This is a genomic window from Pirellulales bacterium (assembly GCA_036499395.1).
Lineage (GTDB): Bacteria > Planctomycetota > Planctomycetia > Pirellulales > JACPPG01 > JACPPG01.
The window spans coordinates 245,888-270,065 of sequence record DASYDW010000122.1; the positions used below are offsets into that span (position 1 = coordinate 245,888).

Annotated in this window: 21 protein-coding genes; 10 read left to right on the forward strand and 11 right to left on the reverse strand. The window is 61.1% G+C overall.

Features of this window, described 5'->3' with window-relative positions:
• Positions 1 to 16 precede the first annotated feature (16 nt).
• The 3 genes from VGN12_23700 to VGN12_23710 all read right to left on the reverse strand — a co-directional run bounded on the left by VGN12_23700 (position 17) and on the right by VGN12_23710 (position 3,049).
• The gene (locus tag VGN12_23700; protein ID HEY4312473.1) at positions 17 to 1,342 is read right to left on the reverse strand and encodes an AAA family ATPase; all 1,326 of its coding nucleotides are present in this window, start codon (positions 1,340 to 1,342) and stop codon (positions 17 to 19) included.
• 122 nt (positions 1,343 to 1,464) lie between these two features.
• Positions 1,465 to 2,250: a hypothetical protein gene (locus VGN12_23705; GenBank protein ID HEY4312474.1), complete on the reverse strand. Its 786-nt coding sequence runs from the start codon at positions 2,248 to 2,250 to the stop codon at positions 1,465 to 1,467.
• Positions 2,251 to 2,335: 85 nt separating this feature from the next.
• Positions 2,336 to 3,049, reverse strand: a complete 714-nt coding sequence (locus tag VGN12_23710; GenBank protein ID HEY4312475.1) for a PTS sugar transporter subunit IIA — start codon at positions 3,047 to 3,049, stop codon at positions 2,336 to 2,338.
• A 368-nt stretch (positions 3,050 to 3,417) separates the two neighbouring features.
• On the opposite strand from VGN12_23710, the gene VGN12_23715 reads away from it, so the two are divergent.
• From VGN12_23715 to VGN12_23750, 8 genes are all read left to right on the forward strand, one after another.
• Entirely contained in the window at positions 3,418 to 4,920 is a 1,503-nt protein-coding gene (locus tag VGN12_23715) for a UDP-N-acetylmuramoyl-L-alanyl-D-glutamate--2,6-diaminopimelate ligase (protein ID HEY4312476.1), read from the forward strand.
• A gap of 26 nt (positions 4,921 to 4,946) precedes the next feature.
• Positions 4,947 to 6,344: a UDP-N-acetylmuramoyl-tripeptide--D-alanyl-D-alanine ligase gene (murF, locus tag VGN12_23720; GenBank protein ID HEY4312477.1), complete on the forward strand. Its 1,398-nt coding sequence runs from the start codon at positions 4,947 to 4,949 to the stop codon at positions 6,342 to 6,344.
• Positions 6,345 to 6,669: 325 nt separating this feature from the next.
• Positions 6,670 to 7,779: a phospho-N-acetylmuramoyl-pentapeptide-transferase gene (gene mraY, locus VGN12_23725; GenBank protein HEY4312478.1), complete on the forward strand. Its 1,110-nt coding sequence runs from the start codon at positions 6,670 to 6,672 to the stop codon at positions 7,777 to 7,779.
• 13 nt (positions 7,780 to 7,792) lie between these two features.
• Positions 7,793 to 8,980 carry a UDP-N-acetylglucosamine--N-acetylmuramyl-(pentapeptide) pyrophosphoryl-undecaprenol N-acetylglucosamine transferase gene (locus VGN12_23730; GenBank protein ID HEY4312479.1) on the forward strand — a complete coding sequence of 396 codons (1,188 nt, stop codon included), beginning with the start codon at positions 7,793 to 7,795 and terminating at the stop codon, positions 8,978 to 8,980.
• Between the two features lie 127 nt (positions 8,981 to 9,107).
• Entirely contained in the window at positions 9,108 to 10,532 is a 1,425-nt protein-coding gene (gene murC / locus VGN12_23735) for a UDP-N-acetylmuramate--L-alanine ligase (GenBank protein ID HEY4312480.1), read from the forward strand.
• A complete protein-coding gene (gene murB / locus VGN12_23740; GenBank protein HEY4312481.1) occupies positions 10,489 to 11,367 on the forward strand; it encodes a UDP-N-acetylmuramate dehydrogenase in 879 nt (292 codons plus the stop codon). The genes murC and murB overlap by 44 nt, the downstream gene beginning before the upstream one ends.
• Before the next feature lie 95 nt (positions 11,368 to 11,462).
• Positions 11,463 to 12,413: a D-alanine--D-alanine ligase gene (locus VGN12_23745; GenBank protein HEY4312482.1), complete on the forward strand. Its 951-nt coding sequence runs from the start codon at positions 11,463 to 11,465 to the stop codon at positions 12,411 to 12,413.
• A complete protein-coding gene (locus VGN12_23750) occupies positions 12,410 to 13,351 on the forward strand; it encodes a hypothetical protein (protein ID HEY4312483.1) in 942 nt (313 codons plus the stop codon). Before VGN12_23745 ends, VGN12_23750 begins: the two co-directional genes overlap by 4 nt.
• A 110-nt stretch (positions 13,352 to 13,461) precedes the next feature.
• Here VGN12_23750 and VGN12_23755 read toward each other — a convergent pair whose 3' ends face one another.
• The 3 genes from VGN12_23755 to VGN12_23765 all read right to left on the reverse strand — a co-directional run bounded on the left by VGN12_23755 (position 13,462) and on the right by VGN12_23765 (position 15,921).
• The gene (locus tag VGN12_23755) at positions 13,462 to 13,680 is read right to left on the reverse strand and encodes a carbon storage regulator (protein ID HEY4312484.1); all 219 of its coding nucleotides are present in this window, start codon (positions 13,678 to 13,680) and stop codon (positions 13,462 to 13,464) included.
• 368 nt (positions 13,681 to 14,048) lie between these two features.
• Positions 14,049 to 15,239, reverse strand: a complete 1,191-nt coding sequence (locus VGN12_23760; protein HEY4312485.1) for an alanine--glyoxylate aminotransferase family protein — start codon at positions 15,237 to 15,239, stop codon at positions 14,049 to 14,051.
• A 91-nt stretch (positions 15,240 to 15,330) separates the two neighbouring features.
• On the reverse strand, positions 15,331 to 15,921 hold the full coding sequence (locus VGN12_23765; protein HEY4312486.1) for a hydrolase: 591 nt from the start codon (positions 15,919 to 15,921) through the stop codon (positions 15,331 to 15,333).
• A gap of 149 nt (positions 15,922 to 16,070) precedes the next feature.
• Between VGN12_23765 and hslV the strand changes: the two genes are divergently transcribed.
• Positions 16,071 to 16,613 carry an ATP-dependent protease subunit HslV gene (hslV, locus tag VGN12_23770; protein HEY4312487.1) on the forward strand — a complete coding sequence of 181 codons (543 nt, stop codon included), beginning with the start codon at positions 16,071 to 16,073 and terminating at the stop codon, positions 16,611 to 16,613.
• A gap of 62 nt (positions 16,614 to 16,675) precedes the next feature.
• Here the strand turns inward: hslV and VGN12_23775 are convergent, their stop codons facing one another.
• Positions 16,676 to 17,644 carry a PEP-CTERM sorting domain-containing protein gene (locus tag VGN12_23775; GenBank protein HEY4312488.1) on the reverse strand — a complete coding sequence of 323 codons (969 nt, stop codon included), beginning with the start codon at positions 17,642 to 17,644 and terminating at the stop codon, positions 16,676 to 16,678.
• 596 nt (positions 17,645 to 18,240) lie between these two features.
• On the opposite strand from VGN12_23775, the gene hslU reads away from it, so the two are divergent.
• The gene (hslU, locus tag VGN12_23780; protein ID HEY4312489.1) at positions 18,241 to 19,578 is read left to right on the forward strand and encodes an ATP-dependent protease ATPase subunit HslU; all 1,338 of its coding nucleotides are present in this window, start codon (positions 18,241 to 18,243) and stop codon (positions 19,576 to 19,578) included.
• A 12-nt stretch (positions 19,579 to 19,590) separates the two neighbouring features.
• Here the strand turns inward: hslU and VGN12_23785 are convergent, their stop codons facing one another.
• The 4 genes from VGN12_23785 to VGN12_23800 form a co-directional block, all read right to left on the reverse strand.
• Positions 19,591 to 20,814, reverse strand: coding sequence for an Ig domain-containing protein (locus tag VGN12_23785; protein ID HEY4312490.1), 1,224 nt, complete (start codon positions 20,812 to 20,814; stop codon positions 19,591 to 19,593).
• Between the two features lie 185 nt (positions 20,815 to 20,999).
• On the reverse strand, positions 21,000 to 21,470 hold the full coding sequence (gene tsaE / locus VGN12_23790) for a tRNA (adenosine(37)-N6)-threonylcarbamoyltransferase complex ATPase subunit type 1 TsaE (protein HEY4312491.1): 471 nt from the start codon (positions 21,468 to 21,470) through the stop codon (positions 21,000 to 21,002).
• A 14-nt stretch (positions 21,471 to 21,484) separates the two neighbouring features.
• On the reverse strand, positions 21,485 to 22,393 hold the full coding sequence (locus VGN12_23795) for a thiamine-phosphate kinase (GenBank protein HEY4312492.1): 909 nt from the start codon (positions 22,391 to 22,393) through the stop codon (positions 21,485 to 21,487).
• Positions 22,394 to 22,558: 165 nt separating this feature from the next.
• The gene (locus tag VGN12_23800; protein HEY4312493.1) at positions 22,559 to 23,902 is read right to left on the reverse strand and encodes a trypsin-like peptidase domain-containing protein; all 1,344 of its coding nucleotides are present in this window, start codon (positions 23,900 to 23,902) and stop codon (positions 22,559 to 22,561) included.
• Positions 23,903 to 24,178: the final 276 nt, after the last annotated feature.

Genomic DNA, 24,178 nt, shown 5'->3' on the forward strand with positions numbered 1-24,178 from the left:
CAGTCATGCGCGAAGCCTATTTCGCGGTCGCCAAGACGGTGAAATAGCTCTTCACGACGCGGTCGAAGTACTCGGGTCGCATTTCCATTGGCAGGCCGTTGTAGACGCAGTAGTTGCGGACCTGGCCGAGTAGATCACGCGGATGGCAACGTCGCATCGGCAGATTGTGGGCGCGGTAGTGGGTGCGTAGCAGATGATCTACCACGTCGGCACGGTACTCGCAGCCAATGGCCAGGGCGTACAGTTCGAAGAGGTGATGGAACTCGGCCTCGTTCGGGTCGTTGATTTGGATTTTGTAGGGGATTCGCCGCAGGAACGCTTCGTCTACCAGGTCCGACGGCTCGAGATTTGTCGAGAAAATGATCAATTGTTCGAAGGGGACGCGGATCTTCTTGCCCGTCGACAGGGTGAGAAAATCCATCCGATTCTCCAGCGGGATGATCCAGCGGTTCAAGAGCGCGGCCGGCTCGATGCGCTGCCGGCCAAAGTCGTCGATCAGTAAGCAACCGCAATTGCTCTTCAACTGCAGCGGGGCTTCGCTGGTGTTACTGACCGGGTCGTGGCGGATTTCAAGACTGTCCATTGTCAATTCGCCGCCGACGACGACCGTCGGCCGGCGCACTTTCACCCAGCGGCGATCGTACGAAGCCACTTTCATCAGGCTCGATTGCCGATTCTCGACGACGTCGTGGTACACATCGTCGAAAAGCTTGATGATTTGCCCATCCTCGATCAACGTCTGAGGCAACCAGATTTGTTGTCCGAAGCAGACCGTGATTCGCCGGGCCAGCGTCGATTTGCCGTTGCCGGGGGCGCCGTACAAAAACAGGCCGGCGCCAGAATTCACAGCCGGCCCGAGGCTGTCGAACAGGATTGGATCGATCGAGATATCGGCGAACGCCTTTTCCAACCGAGAGCGCTTTGGCGCTTCGGCGCGAATCGACTGCGCCTCGACCGACAGCAAATACTCGGACATCGGTACGGGGGCCGCGCCCGTGTAGGCACAGGCATCGCGAAAGGCCGCAGCCCGCTCGCGCCCTTGCTCGGTAAGCGTGTAATAATAGTCGTTCAGCGGGGCCGAACCCGTATGCACCAGGATTTGCCGGGTGCGCAAGCTTTGATAGAGCGGATCGAGCACACCGAACGGCAGGCAGACGGCTTCGGCCAAGGCGCGGCCACTGGCAGTGCCGATCGTGGAGAGATGCTTGGCGATCAAAGATTCGACGAGCGAGACCGTAAGGCCGGTCTCTTCGAGCGAGTGCGGCTCGGCCGGGAAAAACCCTTCGTCAGAAAGCACAGCCGCCAAAACACTGTCGCGGCCTGTCGTTTCAGTACCCGCCATCGTGGCATCCCCCCTCGTCATAAACCGGAGTTCGTGGCGAGAAAAGTTTAGGCCATAAAATCGTTGCGATGCGGAAACGGGCCGGCGCAACGTCCGACGTCGTGCGCACGGAGAACGGTCGGTTAGAAGGGGGCCGGCTCGCCCGCGATTTGGGCCAGGGCCCCTTGCAACTCGTCTAGCAGCAGCGGCTTCGAAACCACGATCGCGGCGCCCGCTTCCTTGGCTCGCCGATGATCTTCAGGGCGGGGAAATCCCATCAAAAGGATCCACCGTAGGGCCGGCCATTTGGCAGCTTGGTGGCGCAGCTCGGTAAGCGCGGCTTCGTGGCACGCCTCAATGTCAAAGATCCCGATCGTGGGGGCGGCGTCTGAGTCGCAATCATCGAACGACGCGGTTTCCATGCCCATCGAGCAACAAAACTCGGCGAGCATGGCCGTCATCTCCCGCGAAGGGGAGTGGAGGACGATTTTGCGGCGGGTAGCATTGCTGCCGGCGGCCGGAATGGCTGCTAGGTGCAGCAATCTCTCTTCTTCAATCGCGGTGATCGGCAGCGAAAGCGTGCCGCAACGGCCGGCTGCTAAAAGTGTCAGCTCGCGATCAAACCAAGATTGCCAGCGGTGCCAGTAGATACGCGGTACGGCCGGCCACGGATGTCCCGTGCGTGCTTCGCCTTCGCACCACGAGCCTAGCAAACCGACGATTCTGGCCATGGGCGCTACATATCGCAATCGCTCCACGGCTGCATCAGTGTACTCGCCGGGACGCACAGCCATCAGGACGATCAAATCAGGCTCGTTTTCGCAGGAGAAACCTTTCACGTCTTCGGCCGCAGGAAGATAGGTGACCGTTGTCGCAGCCGTAATTTGAGCGATGCAGGACGCGAACTCGACAGGCGTGGTGTCACCCACGATCAAGACGTTCAGCGGCCACCTCGCCGGCTTTATGCCCGCGATGGAATTCCAAATAAGCTGGCGAGAGTCGGCGGCGACAGCGCTAATTGGGTAGTTTTCCTTCCTGTTCGACAATCAGATCGTGGGCCGCAACCGCAGACGTCACGCCACGCAAGGCGGTCAGGAAGCCGGGTTCGGCCAGCAGCCGGCTCAGTCGGGCCAGCGTTTGCAGGTGGCCACGATCTTCGCTGGAACAAATCAGAAAGAACACGTCGGTCAACATTCCGCGCTGACTGGCGAATGGCACGCCACGATCTGTGATCCCCAAGGCCAGAAACGGCCTGTCGAGAATGCCGCCCAACGGCCGGCGCGGATGCAGTAGGGCGACTCCCGTTTCAAGCGCAGTGGGAAACATGTCCTCGCGGCTGCGTACGGCTTCGGACATCTTTTCGGGATCCCACAGCCAACCGGTGCGCGCTGCCACGTCGATCATCGAAGTGATCACCGAATTGCGCGTGCGGGCCGGAAAGGGAATCTCGATGGCCACGAGTGGCAGCATATCCGTAATCGACTCCGGCGATTCGGCGGTTGCCTCGCGATGTCGGGCAAGCGCTTCTTCGACGCGGGCCAATTCGAACGAGTCCGACAGTCCGATCCGCTCTTCGAGCCAATGATGAATCTCGGCCTGCGCGAATCGCCACACGCCGGCCACTTTACGGCCGGGCAGCTTGCCGCGTTCGGCGAGCTTCGTCACCTGGTTCAAGTCCAGGTGCAGATACGCGGCCAACCGCTCGAGATCGAAATCTTCGTCCGGCATTTGGGCGGCGTGGGCAATTTGAACGTAGGACGCAAGCCGGCGTCCCGTTGGAATGAAACCCTAAGCAATAGAACGCATTGTTTCGTCATCTTACCGTAATTGTCTACCCCAACAGCATTTGTAATTCGTCGCGGGACCGACCTTGACACAGTCCTGAAATTTCGGAAAATCCCCGCCGCAACTCGATCGTTCGATTTGCAACATTCCTTTCGTACAACTCGCCTATTGCTGCCCCCGCGATGTTCGAGCGATCGACGTCGTTGCGGGCGTTCACTGTTCGGTGCGTGCCAGGATGGTCGTGCCGGGTGGTTGGCGGGCGAGTGTTAACTCGAAACTCACCGCGACTGTCGGCATGGAGGCCGTGAGTCATGGAGCGACGGGCCAATATGGTCCGCGGCGTCAGTCTTCGCGAGTTGCTGCCAGAATCGCAGTTGCTCGGTGCTGGCGATATCCGCGTGCATAGTTGCACGAGTGATTCGCGCCGTTGTCGGCCTGGTGACTTGTTTGTTGCGCTCGTTGGCGCGAATCAGGACGGCCATGATTTCGCCGCTGACGCGGTCGCTCGTGGTGCATCGGCTGTTTTGGCGAATCGCCCGTTGCCGGGCCTCGGAGTGCCGATTTGCTTTGTTCCCGATACCGCTGTCGCGCATGGGTTGATCTGTCAGGCGTTGGTGGATCATCCGTCGCGTCGCTTGCGTGTTGTCGGGGTGACCGGCACGAATGGCAAGACGACGACGACGCATTTGATCGCCGGTATCTTGTCGGCCGCGGGTTGCCGGCTGGGGATGCTCGGCACACTTGGTTATTGCGACGGCGAAGTCGTTGCTCCGGCCGATCATACGACGCCGCCGGCTCCGGCGTTGGCGTCGTGGCTGGCCCGCATGGAAGCCAATGGGTGTAGTCACGCGGTGCTCGAGGTTTCGAGTCACGCGCTGGCGCAGCATCGCCTGTCGGGCGTACAGGTCGACGTGGCATGCGTGACCAATGTGCGGCACGACCATTTTGACTATCACGGGACGCAGCGTCGGTACATCGCCGCCAAAAGTCGTTTGCTGGAGTTGCTCGCTCCCGAAGGTGTGGCGATCACGAATGGCGACGATGCTGGCAGTTCAGCCTGTGCGGCACGCTATGACGGTCCGCTGGTGACGATCGGGATTGAATCGCCGGCCGAAATCACGGCGACGCTCCTGTCGCAATATCCGAGTGAGCAGACTTTTTTGCTCGATACTGGCAGCGAGGCGGTGCCGGTCCGCACGACATTGATCGGTCTGCACAATGTTTACAACTGCCTGGTCGCCGCGGGCGTTGGGCTGGTCTACGGAATCGATGTGCCGACGATCGTGCGTGGGATCGAGTCCGTGCAGTTTGTGCCGGGTCGCCTCGAGCGACTGGAATGCGGCCAGCCCTTTAGTGTGTTTGTGGATTATGCCCATACGCCCGACGCGCTTGCGACATGCCTCGATACGCTGCGCGGCGTGACTCGCGGCCGGGTGATCTGCGTCTTCGGCGCCGGCGGCGATCGCGACCGGACGAAGCGTCCTTTGATGGGGCGTGCTGTCGAGGTGCGGGCCGACGTGGCGGTTGTCACGAACGACAATCCGCGTAGTGAAGATCCCGACGAAATTGCCTGTCAGATTTTGGCTGGCTTTGTTGACGCGACCAGTGCTCAGGTGATCCTCGACCGCGCACTCGCTATTCGCTGGGCGCTTTCCGAGGCTCGGCCTGGCGACTGTGTCGTGATTGCTGGTAAGGGGCACGAGGATTATCAGCAAATTGGTGAAGAGCGTACGTATTTCGACGACCGCGAGGTCGCCCGCCACTGGCTGTACGAATCCACCTTGGTAGACGAGTGGAATCGCGCCAGCGCTTGAAAGTATTCCGACCCAAAGGCCGTGTTATGACCCGATTGTCTGTTGCCGAACTTCAGGAAATTCTCGATGCCGATCGCATGGGCGACGACGCACACGTCGATCGACCGGCCTTGCGGCTGGATCACGTACGTATCGACAGTCGCGAGGTGCATGCCGGCGATGTGTTCTTGGCTCTGCGTGGTCAGAATCAGCATGGAAATGAATTTGCCGTCGACGCCTTCGAGCGTGGCGCTGCTGCGGTGATCGTCGACAAGCCGGGCGTTGTTGCTCCCGAAGGTCGCTGGGTTTTGCAGGTCGAAGACACTTTGCAGGCTTTGCGTCGCGCGGCCGACTGGCAGCGCAGTTCATTCACCGGACGTGTCGTAGCAGTTACTGGCAGTGCTGGCAAAACGACCACCCGGCAAATGATCGACACGGTGCTCGGCAGTCGATTCTCGGGCACGGCCAGCCCGGCGAATTACAACAATCATTTGGGCGTGCCGCTGTCGATGCTGCATTGGCAGGAGAACGACGCGTACGCCGTGCTCGAAATGGGCGCCAGTGCTCGCGGCGAGATCGCTGAGCTGTGTGCGCTCGCCCGGCCGTCGATCGGTGTGATCACGAATATCGGGAACGCTCACCTGGGCACGTTTGGTGGTCCGGCGGCCGTGGCTTCGGCGAAGGGTGAGTTGCTCGAGGCGCTGCCTGCGGACGGCCTGGCGATCTTGAATGGCGACGATCGCCAATTGCGGCGGATTGCCGAACGCTCGCGAGCTGTCGTCGAGTGGTTCGGGCGCGGCGCCGATTGTGATGTCATGGCGACCGACGTGCGCAGCGCCGAGGGACGCCTGTGCTTCACCGTCGATGGCGAACGATTCAGTGTCCCTGTCTGGGGTCGGCATCATTTGACGAGTGCCCTGGCGGCAGTGGCGATCGGTCGGGCCTTTGGGCTGTCGGTGGCGGAGATCAGCCGTGCGTTATCCGATTTCGAGCCGCCCCCGATGCGGTGCCAAATTACAAATATTGGCGCTGCACGCGTCATCAATGATGCGTATAACTCCAACCCCTTGGCGATGCGAGCCGCGCTGGAAGTTCTGCGCGAGGATCCATCCATGGGGCAGCGGATCGTCGTCTGCGGCGACATGCGAGACTTGGGGCACGACGCCCCGCGGTTGCATCGCCAGACCGGCAACGAAGTCGTCACGGTTTGTGGAGCTGACATGCTCGTCGCCTGCGGCGATCATGCCAACGACATGGTGGCGGGTGCCATCGCGGCGGGCATGCCCCGCGAGCGGACGGTCGCCTGCAGGTATCCCGAAGATGCCGAGCCGGTGCTGGCCCGCATCGTTGGACCGGGCGATGTGGTGCTCGTCAAAGGTTCGCGTTCAATGAACATGGAGCGTCTACTGGCCGGGTTCCCAAAGTCAGCACGTCGCGCCGCTTGAGTGAAGTAAATCCGTCGGCCGCAACGCCGATCACGTCTTAGCGTTTCGCATTAGCAAATTACACGTCAGATAGCTGCAAGCTCCATCGACTGTGCGCTGGATTGCGGGATCCTGCGCGCTGCCCACTCTCCTGGGTAGGAGCATTTAACTTGTTGGAATCAGCGGTTACTGGGTCAACCGCTCCGACGAGTGCTTCGCGATGGAGCTTACGACTGAGCGCCGGAGTGGCTGCAAAGCCGCTCCGGCAGCTCAGGGAACACGAGTCGACACCGGTTGCGGTCAGCAGGACCCGGCCGGTGTCGACTCTTTTTTTTGAGGGTTAGGGATGTTCGCCTCCGTCTGCGATGAGCCATTGCTCCGGGCGCTTGCTGCAGGGGCGCTCGTGACGCTCGTGGTGGTTGTCTTCGGCCCCGCCATGATTGTTTTTTTGCGACGTCGCTGCGCAGAACCGGTGCGCAGTGATTCGACCCGACTTGAGTCGTTGCATCGTGGCAAAGATGGCACGCCGACAATGGGGGGGCTTTTGCTCGTAGGCGGCATCATCCTAGGCGTGATTGCATGTGGTGATCTGCGCCAGCCGGGGGTCTTATTGGCGCTAGCAGCGATGCTTGGGATGGCAGTGGTGGGCGCCGTCGACGACTTGATCAAGTTGCGCACGCGCAGATCAGGGTTAGGTTGGCGAGGAAAGTTGCTTGGACAGGTGATTGTGGCCGCGATTCCCGCCATCTGCTTCTATGCCGGCTGGTGCGAACCGGACGACGCATCGTTTCTTCCCGGCGTGTTTTGTCTGACCGAATCGTGGGGGATCGTCCCGTGGACACTCTTGGTATTGATTGCCACGACAAATGCCGTGAATATCACCGACGGGCTTGACGGGTTGGCCACCGGTTGCCTGGCGCTCGCGGCGTTGGCCTTAACAATCGTGATGTACTTCAACGGTACCGCGGCGAGCGGCGAACTGATGGTGATCGCGGCGGCCATGGTTGGTGCATTGCTCGGCTTTCTGCCATTTAATCTGCATCCGGCCCGCGTGTTTATGGGGAACGTGGGGTCGCTGGCGCTGGGCGGATTGCTTGGCGGCCTGGCGCTGGCGAGTGGAACCGACTCTTGGTTGCCGTTCGTGGGTGGTGTTTTTGTCGCCGAGGCCGTAAGCGTCATTCTGCAGATCGGCAGCTTCAAGCTGTTTCGCAAACGCCTCCTGCTTTGCGCACCGTTGCATCACCACTTCGAATTTCACGGCTGGCCGGAAGTTAAGGTCGTACGCCGATTCTGGCTGGCTGCCGCGATATGCGCCGTCAGCGGAGTTATGCTCTGTCTGGCGGGCATGGCTTTTGAGCAATCGTTTGCCGAGGCCAAGATGGCGATGATGAACCCACGCAGTTCGGCAGCGGATCGTGAGATTCGCGTTGGAGAATTACCGCTTCTCACACGCTGATGGAACGAGAATCGTGCGCAAAACGAAACCTTCCCTGCACATCGTTTTCGCCGGGGGCGTAACCGGCGGGCATTTGTTTCCCGGTCTGGCCGTCGCCGAGCGAGTTCTCAACTCGGCGCCCGAGACGGACATTTCGTTTCTCGGGCCAGGAGCGGAATTCGAGCGCAAGCAGGTCGCTCGCTATGGCTACGACTACGTGCCGATCGCCTGCCCTCGGGCACCGCACGGCGTAGCGCAAACAGCGAGATTCGGCTATCGGATGCTGCAAGGATATCGCACGGCGCTGCGCTATCTGCGGCGCAGTCGAGCCTCGGTCGTGGTGGGCTTGGGGAGTTTTGCGAGCGTACCAACGGCGCTGGCCGCGGCACGATTACGAATTCCCCTGGTCCTCCTGGAGCAGAACGCGGTCATCGGCCGCGCGAATCGACGTCTGGCCCGACTGGCAAGTGCGCTGTGCCTGAGTTTTGATACAACTTTTGCCGAGCCGCGCGACCGATTTCTCGCCGCGCGGCACGTGACATTTGTGACAGGCACTCCGATTCGTACAGAGTTCTCAACGGCTAAGCATCGCGGTACTCGGTTGCCAAGAATCGTGGTACTAGGAGGGAGCGGCGGCGCCAGGTTGCTCAATCAGAGCGTTCCCGAGGCGATGGCAAAACTTGGTTCGCTGGTGGAACAATGGCAGATCCTGCATCAGGCGGGAGCCGTGGACCAGGCCGCAACCGAGGCCACTTACCGCGCGGTGGGCGTTAAGGCCTTGGTGCAAACGTTCTTCGACGACCCGGCGGCGATCCTGGCCGCTGCTGATTTGGCAATTTGCCGGGCCGGAGGTTCTACGCTAGCCGAATTGGCCGCCACGCGCGTTCCTTCGATCCTGGTGCCGCTCGATAGGGCAATGGACAACCATCAGCGGGTGAATGCCCGTTCGTTCGCCGCCGCCGGCGCAGCGACCGTCGTTGACGACACGACAAAGTCTGTAATCCTGGCCAAGCACCTGGCGATTGAAATCGCGCAATTGATGGGGAATCCAGCTCGGCGCGGAGCCATGCAGACCTCGCTGGGGCATCTAGCCCGGCTCGACGCGGCAGCGCACGTTAGCGAAATCGTTCGGTATCTCGCCAGCGGAAATAAAATCGCTGCAGCCGGCCCTTCTCTAGCCTTCCCTGCCTCGCCAGGTTCCATTGACGCTAGCGCCGCTTAAGCCGTACGATCTCGGCTTCAGCCGGGGATGCTTCTGCTCGATTCTGGGAATCGTTGCAGGTTGATGCTCTCGGTCACGCCGCTTTTGACAGCCAGGGCAGCCTCGGCCTGCCAGTACGGATACTACCTTGATCGCGCCATCGAAAATCGCGCTGCGAACTGTTGACCGCTTTTGCGCCGACGTTCCGAAGGCCCACCTGATCGGCGTCGCCGGTGCCGGCATGCAGGCGCTGGCCGAGGTCCTGCTTTCGCGCGGCTGGCAACTCTCGGGTTCGGATGCGAATGCCGAGTCCGCGGCATGGTTAAGCGACCAAGGTGTCGCACTGTCGACGAATCAATTGCTAATCAATGGCGCGCCGGAAGTCATCTACAGCGACGCCGTGGCGACGGACCACGTCGAGCGTCGGTTGGCCACGCGGCTCGGACTTTGCCAATCGAGCTATCCGCAAATAGTCGGCCGACTGATGGCCGGCGCTCGCGGGCTGGCCGTGGCTGGTACGCATGGTAAGTCGACGACCACAGCGATGCTCGCCTCGATCATGACGCAAGCCGATTTGGATCCAACGGTCTTCTGCGGCGCCACGCCGCTCGGCAAAACATCGGGCGGGCGGGCTGGCGCTGGTGAATGGCTGCTGGCCGAAGCGTGCGAGTACCGCGAGAATTTTCGCTTCCTGCGGCCGGAAGTCGCAGTCCTCCTGAACGTCGAACCGGATCATTTCGATTACTACCGATCGACGCGCGAACTCGAGGCTGCATTCCGTCGCTTCGCCGAGCGCATTCCGGAGGATGGGACAATCATCGCCAACGTGGCTTGCCCGGCCACCCGGCGCGTTATCGCTGCCGCTGAATGTCGCGTTGTGACGTTTGGATTAACGTCGCCCGCTGATTGGCAGGCAGCGAAAATCAGACATATTCATGGGCGATACAGCTTTACACTGCAGCAGCACGGTCAGGAGCGAGGCACGGTGATGCTGCAGGTGCCGGGGCGACACCAAATCGGCAATGCCCTGGCCGCGGCGGCTACGGCCGAATCCTTGGGGGTTGCCCTGCCGAAAATTGTTGCCGGGTTGGAGAACTTTCGCGGTTTGCGGCGGCGGTTGGAATATCTAGGCCACGCGGGGGGCGTCGAGTTATGGGACGATTACGCCCATCACCCGACCGAGGTGCGGGCCACGCTGACCGCTCTGCGGACGATGTATCCCGAGCGTCGCGTGTGGTGCGTGTTTCAGCCTCACCAGGTTTCACGCACGCAATCACTGGTAGACGAATTCGCCGGCAGCCTGCAAAATGCCGATCGCGTGGCGATTGCGGAGGTGTTCGTCGCACGCGAGACGCCCGATGTCGATCCGCTCGAACTGGCCGAGCAATTGGCATCACGGGTGAGGGCTCGCGGCGCGGCGGTCTTGCCCGATTGCCGTCCACAGGCGATCTTGAACGATATAGTCGCTGCCGCGCGACCTGGTGACGTCGTCATCACCATGGGAGCCGGCGATATACGGAAACGTTTCGATGAGCTTGCTCACCGGTTTCGAGCCGATCGTACGTCAAGGTGAATCCTTGGCGCAGCACACCTGGTTCCGGTTGGGCGGAGCGGCGGAATACTTCGCCGAGCCGCGCACGGTCGATCAGTTGCAAGCGCTTGTGCGTCGCTGCGCCGCGGAGGGAATTCAAATTCGCTTGCTCGGCGGCGGATCGAATGTACTCGTGCGCGACGAAGGAGTGCCTGGCATGGTCGTCAGCCTGGCCGATCCGGCGTTTGCCGAGATTCAAGCGGCGGGGCGAAAGATCACCGCCGGCGGCGGTGCCAAGCTCGGGCATTTGATTTCAGTGGCGGTGCGCGAGGGGCTGGCCGGGCTCGAGCCACTGGTCGGCATTCCCGGCAGTGTTGGTGGCGCGCTACATGGGAATGCGGGAAGCCGCGGTGGAGACATCGGTCAGTGGACCTGCCGCGCGACAGTCATGACTCGCGCCGGCGAGATTCTGGAACGCGACCGGGATGACCTGACTTTCGCGTATCGCGAGAGCAGTCTCGATGAACTGGTCATTCTGCAAGGTGAGTTCGAATTGGAGAAAGAAGATCCGGAAGAGCTGACCAAGCGGATGCAGAAGTATTGGATCGTGAAGAAAGCCAACCAGCCGTTAGGGCATCAAAGCGCCGGTTGCATCTTCAAGAATCCGCGCGGCATGAGCGCCGGCATGTTGATCGACCAGGCCGGATTAAAGGGGAGCCGCGTCGGCGGGGCCGAGGTCAGCGACTTGCACGCAAATTTTGTCGTGGCCGACGCCTCGGCTACGAGTCATGACGTACTGCGGCTGATCGACCTGGTGCGCAGCCGTGTGGCTGAGCGGCTGGGGGTGGAATTAGAAACCGAGATCGAGATTTGGTGATTTGAAGTAGTGACTTGCTTATGTTGTTCGGCGCTGGCGGAGCCAGGGACGCACAACAGATTTCGTGGGTTTTAGCCGTCAAGGAGGATGGCACGATGTTTCACGTGTCCACACAGTCCGGCCTGCGCGTAGTAGTTCTGGTCGGAGGAGATTCGCCCGAGCGCCCCGTAAGTCTGGCCAGCGGCGAGCAAGTTGCCGCGGCCCTGCGCGAGGCCGGGCATACAGTCACGATGTGCGACCCAGCCGTCGTGGCGATCGAAGCTTTTCCCTGGCAGGAGCATGACGCCTGCTTTCTGGCATTGCATGGCGGGGCAGGGGAGGACGGCCATATTCAGGAGCGCCTAACGGCGCTGGGCATCCCTTTTACGGGAAGTGATGCCAATGCCTCGCGCCTGGCAATGTGCAAGAGCGCCAGCAAAGAGCGGTTCTTTCAGGTCGGTGTGCCGACAAAGCCCTATGTGCTCGTACATCAGGGGGACTCGCCCGCCGACGTGGCCGCCAAGACCGCAGGGTTGCGATTTCCACTGATCGTAAAGCCGGATAGCCAGGGATCAAGCCTAGGGCTGGGACTGGCACGCACGGCAGATGAACTGCAGGCGGCAGTCCGCGCGGCGGCGAAGCTGGACGATTTTGTGATGATCGAGCCCTTTATTCTGGGGCGCGAATTCACGGTGGCAATGCTCGGCCGGCAGGCGTTGCCGCTTCTGGAAGTTGTGACAGCAGGCTGTCTTTTCGATTTCCAGGCGAAGTACGAAAGCGCTATGACCGAATACCGCTTCGAGACGGGGCTTCTCCCGGAAACCGCTGCCGAGGTCGAACAAACGGCCATCGCCGCGGCCGAGGCGATTGGCACCGCGGGACTGGCGCGAGTCGATCTCATTCTCGATCGCATGGCGCGGGTGTGGGTGCTGGAAGTGAACACGATTCCCGGTATGACCGCGCACAGCCTGGCGCCAAAAGCGGCGGCGCGGACGGGTATGAACCTGGTCGCGTTGTGCGACTGGATGCTCGAGGATTGCCTGGCCACGAGTGAGGTGATGCGATGAGCCAACAGAAGACCGCGGACACGAAAAAATCGGCAACGGCCGCCGAGGCGCGCAGCAAAATGTGGCGCGCGTACGCCCGGCGGGCGTTACTGATGGCGCTCGCCGTGGGAGGAATCTGCGCGGGCCTATATCTGGCCTGGCAGTCCGTAGCGCATGACGTGTTACGGCACGACTCTTACCGGCTATCGCTGGATCGATTCACGGTAACGCCGCAGCCGGCCTGGATCCGAAAGGATGTGCGCAGCGAAGTCTTCCGCGAAGGGGGCTTTGAAAACGACATGTGGCTGCACGATCCGAATCTGGCGGAGCAAATCTCGAAGACCTTTGCTTTGCATCCTTGGGTCGCCAAGGTCGAACGCGTTAGCATCCGCGGCGGTGTCGTGCAGGTAGATCTGGCTTACAGGCGTCCGGTCTGCATGGTCGAAGTGCCGGGGGGAGTTTTTCCCGTTGATGTCGAGGGAGTGCTTTTGCCTCGCGATGATTTTTCGCCTGCCGAGGCGCGTACCTATCCTCGGTTGGCCGGCGTAACGACGGTGCCGGCCGGTTTGGTGGGTATGCCGTGGGGCGATCTGCATGTCGTGGGCGGAGCCGAGATCGCGGCAGCCCTCGTGGACAGTTGGGAGGAGTTGCGGCTGGATCACATCGACGTGGTGGCAACTGGAACGCCTGAGATCCTCTTCGAGCTGATTCCGCGCACGGCCAGCAGCCGGGCCAAGGATAAAATCGTCTGGGGCCACGCACCTGGGCAGCGTGAGACGAACGAGCCGGCCACGGAACAGAAAGTCGCGCTTTTGAAAGAGTTTCTCGGCAAGCCCACTCTTTCAGGCCCGTCCGTGAGAGCGCGAGAACTCGACCTGCGCCATGGTGGTGGTGCAGGTCGCACGGCAATGAGTGACCAGACCGGTGCCGAAGATGACTCGGCAACAACCGTGCGCTAAGTGGAACCTAAGCGCTGAGACGCCATGACGCCGCGAGCATTGATTGACAGTCGCGGGTGGAGGACGCCGAATTGGCGCTCCGCTCTTTTATCAGCCGCCGCTGCTTTCCTTCAGCCGCTCAGCGTAGCGTCGCACAGTTCGATGGCCTGGTCGACCATCTGCGCCTCGTCCTTGACCGGGCCGCGTAGCAATTCTTCGCGCACGATCGGCATGTGGTCGGGAGCATCGATCCCGATGCGAACATTCCCCTGACCCATACGGACGACAGTGATCGTGATGTTGTCGCCGACGACGATGCGCTCGCCGACCTTTCTGGACAAGACAAGCATGTGCGTAATTCCCTTCGCAGTTGCCGATCGGATCAGCCTCTGGGCGGCATGACACGAAACAGCAGTCCCCGGTTCGGCTCCTTTAATTACACCAAGCTGGCAGCGAAAGCATAGCGATGCTTGCGCCGTGGGGCAAGCGAAGTTTTTGGCCAGAATTTCGAGGTGAAGTGAGGCCTCTTCGGCTCGCCGCCGATCCCCAGTACGTAGCAAGCGAGGGATTCACATCCCTATCGGGGAATTGCGTAAACGCACCATCCGGTAGAGGGGAATGGGTTTCAACGAGAGCGTGTCAAAATAGGTGGCCTGGACCGATTCGGAGGTGCCATCACGTCGGCTTGTTGAATCCATAATTTGAGGATTCGCCGCAGCTATTTCTTCCCAGCACCGTAGGTCTCGTTCGCGGCGGCGACCCCTGCGCCGTGCTCGAACTTGGCTCCCTGTTCGGCGAGTAGTTGCTCGAGTGCTCCCAGCAACATTAGGACGTTATTAGAACGTGAGCTGTGCCCCATCAAACCGATGCGCCACGCACGGCCTTTGAAGTCCCCGAGACCGCCGCCGATTTCGATGCCGAACCGCGTCAGCAGCCCGCCGCGCACCTTGGCATCGTCCACTCCATCGGGAATCCAGACGGCGTTGAGCATAGGCAATTGGTGCCCCTCGGCGCTGGCATAACGAATGCCGAGCGCGGCGAGTCCCGCCTTCAACGCTCGGTGGTTCAGCATGTGACGCGCGTGGCAAGCCTCGAGCCCTTCGTCGAGAATCACGCGCAACGCCTCGTACAAGGCGTACGTCATGTTGATCGGCGCCGTGTGGTGGTAAACGCGTTCCTGCCCCCAGTACTTGGCCAGCATCGAGACGTCGAGATACCAGCTCTGGACCTTTGTCTTGCGTGCCAGCACGACTTCCATTGCCCGATCGCTGAACGTGACCGGCGCTAAGCCTGGCGGGCAGCCCAAGCATTTCTGGGTGCCTGAGTACAGGGCGTCGATCTGCCAGCGATCGACTTCGACCGGCACTCCGCCGAGCGCCGTCACCGCGTCGACCAGCAGTAGCGCCCCCGCATCGTGTACGAGCCGGGCGATTTCTTCGATTGGCTGCCAGGCACCGGTCGATGTCTCGGCCATCACGATGCCTACCACCTTCGGCTTGGCTTTGGCGAGCGCGTCTTTCAAATCGGCCGGGCTGAAGATTTCGCCCCACGGCCGATCGATGCGTGTTACTTTCGCGCCGGCGCGTTCAGCCACGTCGACCATTCGCCCACCGAAGACGCCATTAACGCATACGACCATCGAATCGCCGGGCTCGATCAGGTTAACGACCGTGGCTTCCATGCCGGCGCTACCCGTGGCGCTGACGGCCATCGTCATGCGATTTTGCGTCCGCATGATAGTGCGCAGCATCTGCTGCATGTCGTTCATCAACTCGAGGTAGTACGGATCGAGATGACCGACGGTATTCGCGGCCAGTGCCCGCAGCACGCGGGGATGCGTGTCGCTGGGGCCGGGTCCCAAGAGGACGCGAACTGGGGGATTCAATTCCGCTCGTACGAGATCGCTCATCACGTGGATTTCCCAAGTAAATGATTAAGGGGGCGTGCGGCCCGAAATGTTCGTCAGGAAAGCGGGCAGGAGCGCGGGCCGATATGGTCGACTATGAAACTTCCGGCGGCCTTTCCTGCACGAGGGCGCTGATTTGTTTGAACTGCGGCGTACCTGAGCGCTGACACCACTCAAACAGCGCGGATTCGGTTGTTGTCAGCGTTACGCCGGCAGAATCCATGCGCCGGAGCGCCGTTTGATAATCGATATCGTAGCGCGCCCCGATAGCATCCACCGCCAGATAAACTCGGTAGCCGGCTGCCAAGAGATCGAATGCGGTTTGCTGGATGCAGACGTGCGCCTCGATCCCCGAGAGCAACACTCGCGAAATGCCGGTGGCGGCCCAGTCGTCGACGATTTCGTGACAGGCAAGGCAACTGAAATCGGTCTTGGCCGAAATCGCGCCTAACCGTTCGGCCAGTTCCGGCACGGTTGGCCCCAGTCCTTTCGGGTATTGTTCGGTCGCCGCGACCGGCACATTGAGGGCTTTGGCGCCATCGATCAAGCGGCGAATATTCCAAATTATCCGCTTGTGATCAGGCACCAGCGTGATCAGTTTTCCCTGCACATCGACGACCAAAAGCGCGGTGTCGGCGGCCGACATTAACTCGGGGCTGCGCACGAGCGATGGTGATTCGTTCATATTCGGCAGCTTAGCGAATTGGCATGCCACAGGCCAGCGGCGCACAGTTGCTCGGCCCTGGTGGAGCGGCAGATAATTGGCGAGAATAACCGGTGCATACGCTGGGAAATGCCCGGGCGGTGAACCTCGTTATTTCGCGGTAGGAATTCATGAAGACGCGTTCGACGACAATCCTCACAGTCCGTCATCGCGGCCACGTGGCGATCGGCGGAGACGGTCAGGTCACGATGGGATCGGCCATCATGAAGGGGGACGCCGTCAAGATTCGCCGCTTAATGGAGGGGAAAGTCGTGACGGGCTTTGCCGGTTCGAGCGCCGACGCGTTCTCGCTCTTGGAACGTTTTGAAGCCAAGCTGAAGGACTATCCCTCGAACGTGCCGCGCGCCGCGACCGAGTTGGCCAAGGATTGGCGTACTGATCGGGCTTTACGCAGGCTCGAGGCGCTACTGGCCGTGGTCGATGCTCGCAACACTCTCTTGGTCTCCGGCACGGGAGACGTCATACAACCGACCGACGGCGTGCTGGGGATCGGGTCCGGAGGAAGCTACGCCGTGGCGGCGGCCCGGGCCCTAGTCGCGCACAGCAACCTGTCGGCCGAGCAGATCGTGCGGACGGCGCTGGAAATTGCGGCTGGTATCGATATCTATACCAATACGAACATCACGGTCGAAGTACTGGCTTGCGCCACCTGAGGCCTCCGAGCCGGCATCCTGGGTTTGGCCGGAAGCTTCGTATCCTCCGGCATGCGGGGTTTTCACCGCCGATCAGCGATTGATGCGTTCCATCGGCGACGTACGATCGCCACCAGGCCGAGCGCTCCTATGGCTAGTAGTGCGATCGACGAAGGTTCGGGAACCACCAGCAGCCCAGTCGCCCCTTGTAGGAACGGGCTACTGAATGTGTGCAGCAGCGCCCCGGTTGCACTCAGTTCGAAAACCTCATTCCCACCGCTGACGAAATACTCGTTGAGCGGAGCGTAGTAGGTCACATCCCAGGCATTGGTGAGCGTGCTGTCGAACGTTTTGACGTCGGCCAAATTGCCGAGAAACGTGCCGGCGCTGTTGTACATGGGGATCAGCGTGTTGTTGTTATTAGCAAAAACGAGATCGCCTTGTGGGCCGATTGTCATATTGATTGCTTTTTGCAGGTTTGTGGGGTCATCGAGCAACGTGGTCCAGGTCGTTGGGAGCTGTGTCAAGTCAGTTTCATGGACGCGATTTTGAAAGGCCTCCTCGTAATACATCGTGTTGCCGGTGATGGCCATGGCGCGAATATTGCCAGATTGCGCCGCACCTAATGTGCCTATCTGCTGGCCCGTGCTGCCGTTGTAAACATGAATCACGCGGGACTCGTCTCCTGCCACGTACAGCTCACCGTTGTAAAACTGGATTTGTCCCGGTCCGTCGCCGCCGATGCTCGCGGTAAAGTCGACGGTGGTTAGTAAGTGGGTCCCCGTCTGCGGGACAAGCTTGACGACATTCAAATTGCCGCCCAATAGGGAGGAGTAAATGTTCCCGTCGGCGTCCATCGCCAAGTTGCGCGGATCGGCGTTTGGCTTGTACGTTGCATATAACGAGGCTGCGCCAGTATCGAGGTCAAAGCGAACGACATCCTGTGAGCTTTGGCCGTTGACCAGCAGGTAGGGTGTCGCCTGACAAGTCTGATCGAAGAGCAATAGAAATAAGGCAGCGCATACGAAACACACGTCGAAGGAACGACTCATATTCGCAACTCTGTTCCAAACCGTGAAACTGTGTGCTCGCTGCACCACGCAAGCGATCAATCATGCACGCGTAAATCGGCGGCCGGCCTAGGCAACGTCGCGCGAAGGGGGCCGAAGAGAATCTCGCAGACAAATTTCAGGGGCCGCTGCGGCGCCGCCAATGGCGAGTCGCGGCGAGTCGTGCGGGTTTAAGGAGTTACATTAGCTGGCCGGTTGATTGTTGCCAGTTTTCCTGAAGAAGTTTCGCCTGTTCATCCAGGCGGCTAAAACTATGCTAATCCGCAGGCACATTCGAGGCAACGATTCCGTCTCGTGGCACTTGCTAGCGAGTGCGAACCCATCCCCTTGAATGCGACTATCCGAATTGTCAAGCCTGCTAATCATAGGCGGTTCGGCATAGGTTGGGGCAATCTCGACTCGCCATTACAATGCAGTTCGTACGGTGGTTGGCTGCTGACGAACCGTCGGCAAACAGTCGATCCGTTCGGTGCGAGGCGGCAGCCGACTTGCGGAAATCGCCGGCATGCAGCGCTGTCAATCGCTCGGCCTACGCAGTTGACGATCGAGTATTTCGAAGCCTTTTAAGGAATGACCTAGTGCGCGACCTGACCCCTCGCGAGATCGTGGCCGAGTTGGATCGGCATATCGTTGGACAAGCTGACGCCAAGCGGGCCGTGGCCGTGGCGATCCGCAATCGTTGGCGCCGGCAGCGCGTGCCCGAGGAGATGCGTGCTGAAGTGGCGCCGAAGAACATTTTGATGATCGGCGCCACCGGAGTCGGCAAGACCGAGATCGCGCGGCGGCTGGCTAAATTGACCGGCGCTCCGTTCATCAAGGTCGAGGCTACCAAATACACCGAGGTGGGCTACTACGGCCGCGACGTCGAGAGCATGGTGCGCGAGCTAGTCGAAAACGCCATCGGACTGGTGCGCGAGACCGAGCGGTCTAAGGTCGAATCCGAAGCGCGACGCCGCGCCGAAGAGCGGCTGCTGGATCTGCTGGCCCCGGCACCGGTCAGCTATAACGTCGGCGCGGACAGTCCAGACTCGCCGGAACGTTACGAGCGGACGCGGCAGAAGATGCGCGAGATGCTGGCCGCCGGCGCGCTCGAAGAGCGAAAGGTTGAATTAACGCTTGAGCAAAAGTCCGCGCCTATGATGTTCAGCGGCATGGGCATGGAGAACATGGATGTTGATCTGCAAGGCATGTTCGAAAAGATCTTGCCCAAGCAGAGCGCACGGCGCGAAATGGCGGTCGCCGAGGCGCGGCGTGTCATCTTCGAACAAGAATGCGAGGCGTTGATCAACCAGGAAAAGGTCAACGGCATGGCGATCGATTTGGCCCAGAACCTGGGGATCATCTTTCTCGACGAAATCGACAAGGTCGTGGCCAGCGAGAATTCGAAAGGGGCCGATGTCTCACGACAGGGTGTGCAACGTGACTTGCTGCCTATCGTCGAAGGGACGACCGTGCAGACGAAGTATGGCTATGTGAACACCGACCACGTGCTGTTCATCGCGGCAGGGGCGTTTCACCGCAACAATCCCAGCGATCTCATGCCCGAGCTGCAGGGGCGCTTTCCGATTCGCGTCGAGCTGCAGGATTTGACCAAGGATGATTTTGTGCGAATCCTTACTGAGCCAAAGAACGCGCTCACGAAGCAGTATTCGGCACTATTATCGACAGAAGGAGTCACACTGGAGTTCAGCAGCGACGCGATCGAAGCGCTTGCCGACTATGCGTTCAAGGTCAATCAATCGACGCAGAACATCGGCGCCCGGCGGCTGTATACGATCATGGAACGGCTGCTCGAGGAACTGAACTTCGAGGCCGCCAACATGAAGTCGGGCCACGTGCTGGTCAACGCGGCGTACGTTCGCGACCGACTGGAGGAGATCACTCAGGACGAGGACCTGAGCCATTTCATTCTGTAAGGACGCCCGCGATCAAGGGCGTACCGGACCGAGGAGCCGGCAAAAGCGATGATGCCGGGCTTGCTCGCGCTTTTCGGGCAGGTCGGCCACTAGCAGCGGCATCATCAGTGCCGCCGCGGCAGCGCTCCGTTTTACGAGCCTGGCATGCTCTTCGTAATTTTCTTGGCCCGGGTGGTCACCCGAGTTTGCAGCTGCCAAGCGCGTGGCGGCCAACAACTGCGGCGTGCTCGATGTCGCGCGCGGATTACGCCAACGTGCCGTGGCCGGCCCCCAGAAGGATGCTTCGCGGCTGGTGTACTGATTATCTGCCGGAACTGGAACCGTACGATGTAACCGAGTGGAGTCGTCGCGTGGAGCGGCGTTACTTTCGTCGGCATTGATGGGCTCGGTTGCGCCTGCCTTTTGAATCTCGCCCGGTGCTCCTGGCAGGCCAGCACCGCCGCCGTTTCCCGATTCACGCGCGAGCTCCTCGATGACCATTCCGTCGGTGTTGTGCGGTACGCCAGCGTCAAAGCCGAGCACCATGTCAACAATGCCTGCCGCCAGATGCCCCGCGATGCCGAGATCTGTCGACGGCGTGCCAATCGGCGGAATGCCGGCCAATTGCACAAGCGCCGCGACTTGCGCCGGCAACCCTCCAGGCAACGACGAACCGAACGGACTGATTGTAAGTCCGCCGTTGATGATTACACCGTTATCGACTGCCAACCCCTGGGCGAAGCCGCCAAGCTGCACGGCGCCTGTCGTAAACAGGTCAAAGCCGTTGAACTTGGTTTCGACATTGAGCACTACGGGGAGCGCAGCGCTCAGTCCTTGGCTGCCTGCTTCGGTCGCGCGCACTGTTAACCTAACGGCGCCCGGCGTGAATGTCGGGGGTACGTCCCACGTCAGCAGCCCGGTTTGCTGATTGATCGATGCTCCGGCTGGCGCGCCCGGATCAAGGCTGTAAAATAGTTGCTGCGAGGTAGTGTCCGTCGCCGTGACCTGAATGCGCGCGGTCGCTCCTGGCGCGATACTGATCGGCGCCAGGGGGCTGAAAATCGGCGCCGTGTCGATTTCGCTGGCAGTTTCCCCGGATTGCAGCACGGCTGACAGGCCCGCGGCATCAGTCGCCGCCGAGAGCATGCAGCGCGAGTCGAGTGCTTCCAGCGCCAATTGTCGATGAACGACCACACCGCCTTGCCGTTCAGGCACGGGCAGCGAAGATCTCTGCAAGCGTTCGAGATATTGCAGCATGTTGACCTGCGATGGAGAGGAAAGCTCCCTGTCACCTGCTCGACAGGGAACGCTCGCCGATCTCGTACGTGCGGCGAGCGAGCACTCAAGACCGGCCGTTAAGTAGACCGGGGGCAAGGCCGCTTGGCAATGCAAAAGTCGAACGGATGAAGACGGCCGCGTTCCTGGCCAAACGCTCACCTTGCTTAGACTTTGCGTGCCAGCTCGGTGACAATCGGTTCCAGGCGCGAGCCGATGGCGGAAATCGTAAATCGTCGCGAAGAATCGCCGGTTTCGCTTATATCGACCCGCAGGTGTTCCAGCGGCAGACATCCGGCGACGCGTTCGGCCCATTCGATGAGCACAAGCGCCGGGGATTCGAAGAACTCCTCGGCTCCGAGCGATAAAAATTCCTCTTCGTCGCGCAGCCGATACGCGTCGACATGAATGACGTCGCGCGTCCCGTGATACTCTTGCACCAGCACGAACGTCGGGCTCACGGCGGTATCCGGTTCGACACCCACCGCGGCGGCAATCGCCTGCACCAGGCGGGTTTTGCCGGCTCCTAGCGGTCCATTCAACGCGACGGTCGTCCCAGCGGGTAACTGAGCTGCCAATGCCTGGCCGAGCGCCGTCGTCGCTGCTTCGTCCGGAGAGTCGTAGGTAAACGATTTCATGGCGCTCGATTCATTTAATGCTGGAAACCGCGTGGAGCAAGCGGCGTGGTAGCACCATGCTTGTCGACCTGCCATAGGCCCCGATCGGCGACGAACTGACCTATCGCGGTCAGCGGAACGTCAAGCGGCTGATCGGCGAGCATCTGCCGCGCGGCATCCGGGGGCACGGCCAATATCAATTCAAAATCCTCGCCGTCCCCCAACGCATGTTCGATGGCCGAGACGCCATCACGCGCCGCCAGCTCGTGGGTTGCCGGTGTCAGTGGAAGCTTTTCAAGGCGGACGGCGGCGCCGCAACCACTTTCCGCGGCGAGTCGTGAGAGGTCAAGGGCCAGACCGTCGCTGACGTCCATGCCGGCGTGCAGCTCGTAGCGCTCGTGCAGTATGAGCGCCTCGCGGACGCGCGGCTCAAAGTCGAAATGATGCCCGAGGATACTGCCGCCAAAGGCGCCGGTAACGATGATGACGTCGCCCGGCATTGCGCCGCTGCGCCGCAGCGGGCCGCGTTGTGTGGGCTCACCAAGGATTGTGACGCTGATCACCAGGCCACCGTCCCAGGTGTTGGTGTCCCCTCCGGCGAAGGCAACATCGAAACGTTCGGCGAGCGGGATCATTCCCTCGGCCAGTTGGCGGGCCATTAAGAGCGCCCCCTGTCGCGGCAGCATGACGCTTACCACCATGGCCACCGGCCGGGCGGCCATGGCGGCCATGTCACTGAGGTTTACGGCGAGCGCCTTACGTCCAACGCGGCGCGCATCGACCTCGGCCAGACGGAAATCAACGCCTTCGGAAAGGGCGTCGACCGACACCAGCACTTCACCGCCGGTGAGTTGCACCTGCGCCGCGTCGTCCCCTACGCCTACTGCCAGGCGCGGATGCGGTGGCAAACGCTCGCGCAACCAGGCAATGAACTCGGATTCCATGAGCAGGCCGCGCAGTAGACGTGCGTTACGACAATAGTCAGAGCCAACTATCGGCAGGCTCGCCGAGCTATTATCAGCAGTCTCCCTGCGAAGACCAAGGGCCTAACCACCCCCGAACGTGTCGGCAGCGAGGGCCCGCGGCCAATTCTAGATTAGCCGGTGCGACTACAGCCGATCGCGACGGGCGACGGTCAATTGACCGGAGAGCGTTTCGTGACCGCGGACGATGTAGAACTTGATTGGCTCGAGTTTGGCAAATTCGGGACGTGCCAGCACATAAGAGACGTGGCTCATCGAGGTCGTCTCCCATCGATGCATGCCGACCAGCACGTCGCCGCGACGAATGCCTTGCCGAGCCGCGGGGCCGTCCGTCCGGACCGCAGTGACAGTCAAACCGCCGCGGTAACGCGTGCCCAAGCGGTTGAATTGCGTCTCGGGCATGGGGGCTAACTTCATCCCCAACTGTTCCCAAGTGGTATCCGAACTCTTATGCCGATCAGGAACCGCAGCTAACACAATGTTGAGCGACGTGGTATGCCGATCACGCTCGACGGCTAGCGAAACTTCGTCGCCGCTATGGTGCCCGAGCATGGCACGCTCGAGATCGACGGGGCGGGCGATGGACTGTTCGCCTGCGGAAGTGATGACATCGCCGACCTTCAGGCCGATGGTCGCGGCCGGACTGTCGTCGTCGATCTCAGTGACGATCATACCGCCGTCGTGCGGTTTGCCGGTCACGCCGTGCCAGGTCTGGCCCAGGCGTCGCGAGCTGATCAGATCGGCCACGATATCAAGCACATTGTCAACCGGGATGGCAAATCCGATCAATTGGGCGCCGGCCCGGACGGCCACGTTGACGCCGATCATATCGCCATCGATGTTCAGCAGCGGACCGCCGGAATTGCCGGGATTGATCGCGGCATCGGTCTGGATCAGATCGTCATAGCCTTGCATATCGCTGACCTGCACCGACCGGTGCAGCGCGCTGATGATCCCCTGCGTGACCGTGTGCGAATAGCCGTAGGCGTTGCCCACGGCGATCACAGTCTCGCCGAGCATGAGGTCGCTCGACGTGCCAATCGGTATGACGGGCAAAGCATGGCCGGCGTCGATATGGATGATCGCCAGATCGGTTGCGACATCGTACGAGATGAGGTCCGCGATGTAGGTCGATTCGTCCGCTAGCGTGACATTGATGCGTGGCACGTTATCGACGACGTGATGATTCGTGACGATGTAGCCGCGCGGGTCGATGACCACGCCTGTCCCCATGCCATTCACGCGGCGGAGATTCTCGGGCTGGCCGGCATGGGCATCGTCGACCGGCACCGATTTTTCGCCGTGAATGTTCACGATCGCGGTCTTGGCTCGATCGACGGCTTGCACGATGGGGGTACGGCGCAGTTCGGCGGCTCGAGTCGCACAGACGCTACCGACGAGCAGCGTGATCGCCAGGCCCGCCGATGCCCAGCGCACAGCCCCACGGCAGCGAGAAAATCGATACGGCATGGAAAGTCGATCGTGGGTCAGATGAGTGGGCGCACCGGCCCCGGGTCGTGGGGCGCGCGTGCCGCGCGGGATGCCTTTTGTCGCGTCGCGTGCGTCCTGCGCGGGCTCGGGCTGCCGCGCAGGCGCTAGAAACAAGACTCTTCGAGATGATTCAAATGGTGCCGAACCGTCGGCTGCCGACGGTCCGTAAAGTCGCCCCGCCGCAGGGCAGGGGCAACCTATGGAAGCTAAATCGGAACGACCGCTAACACCGCTGCAGATGGGCGCTGGCAGATC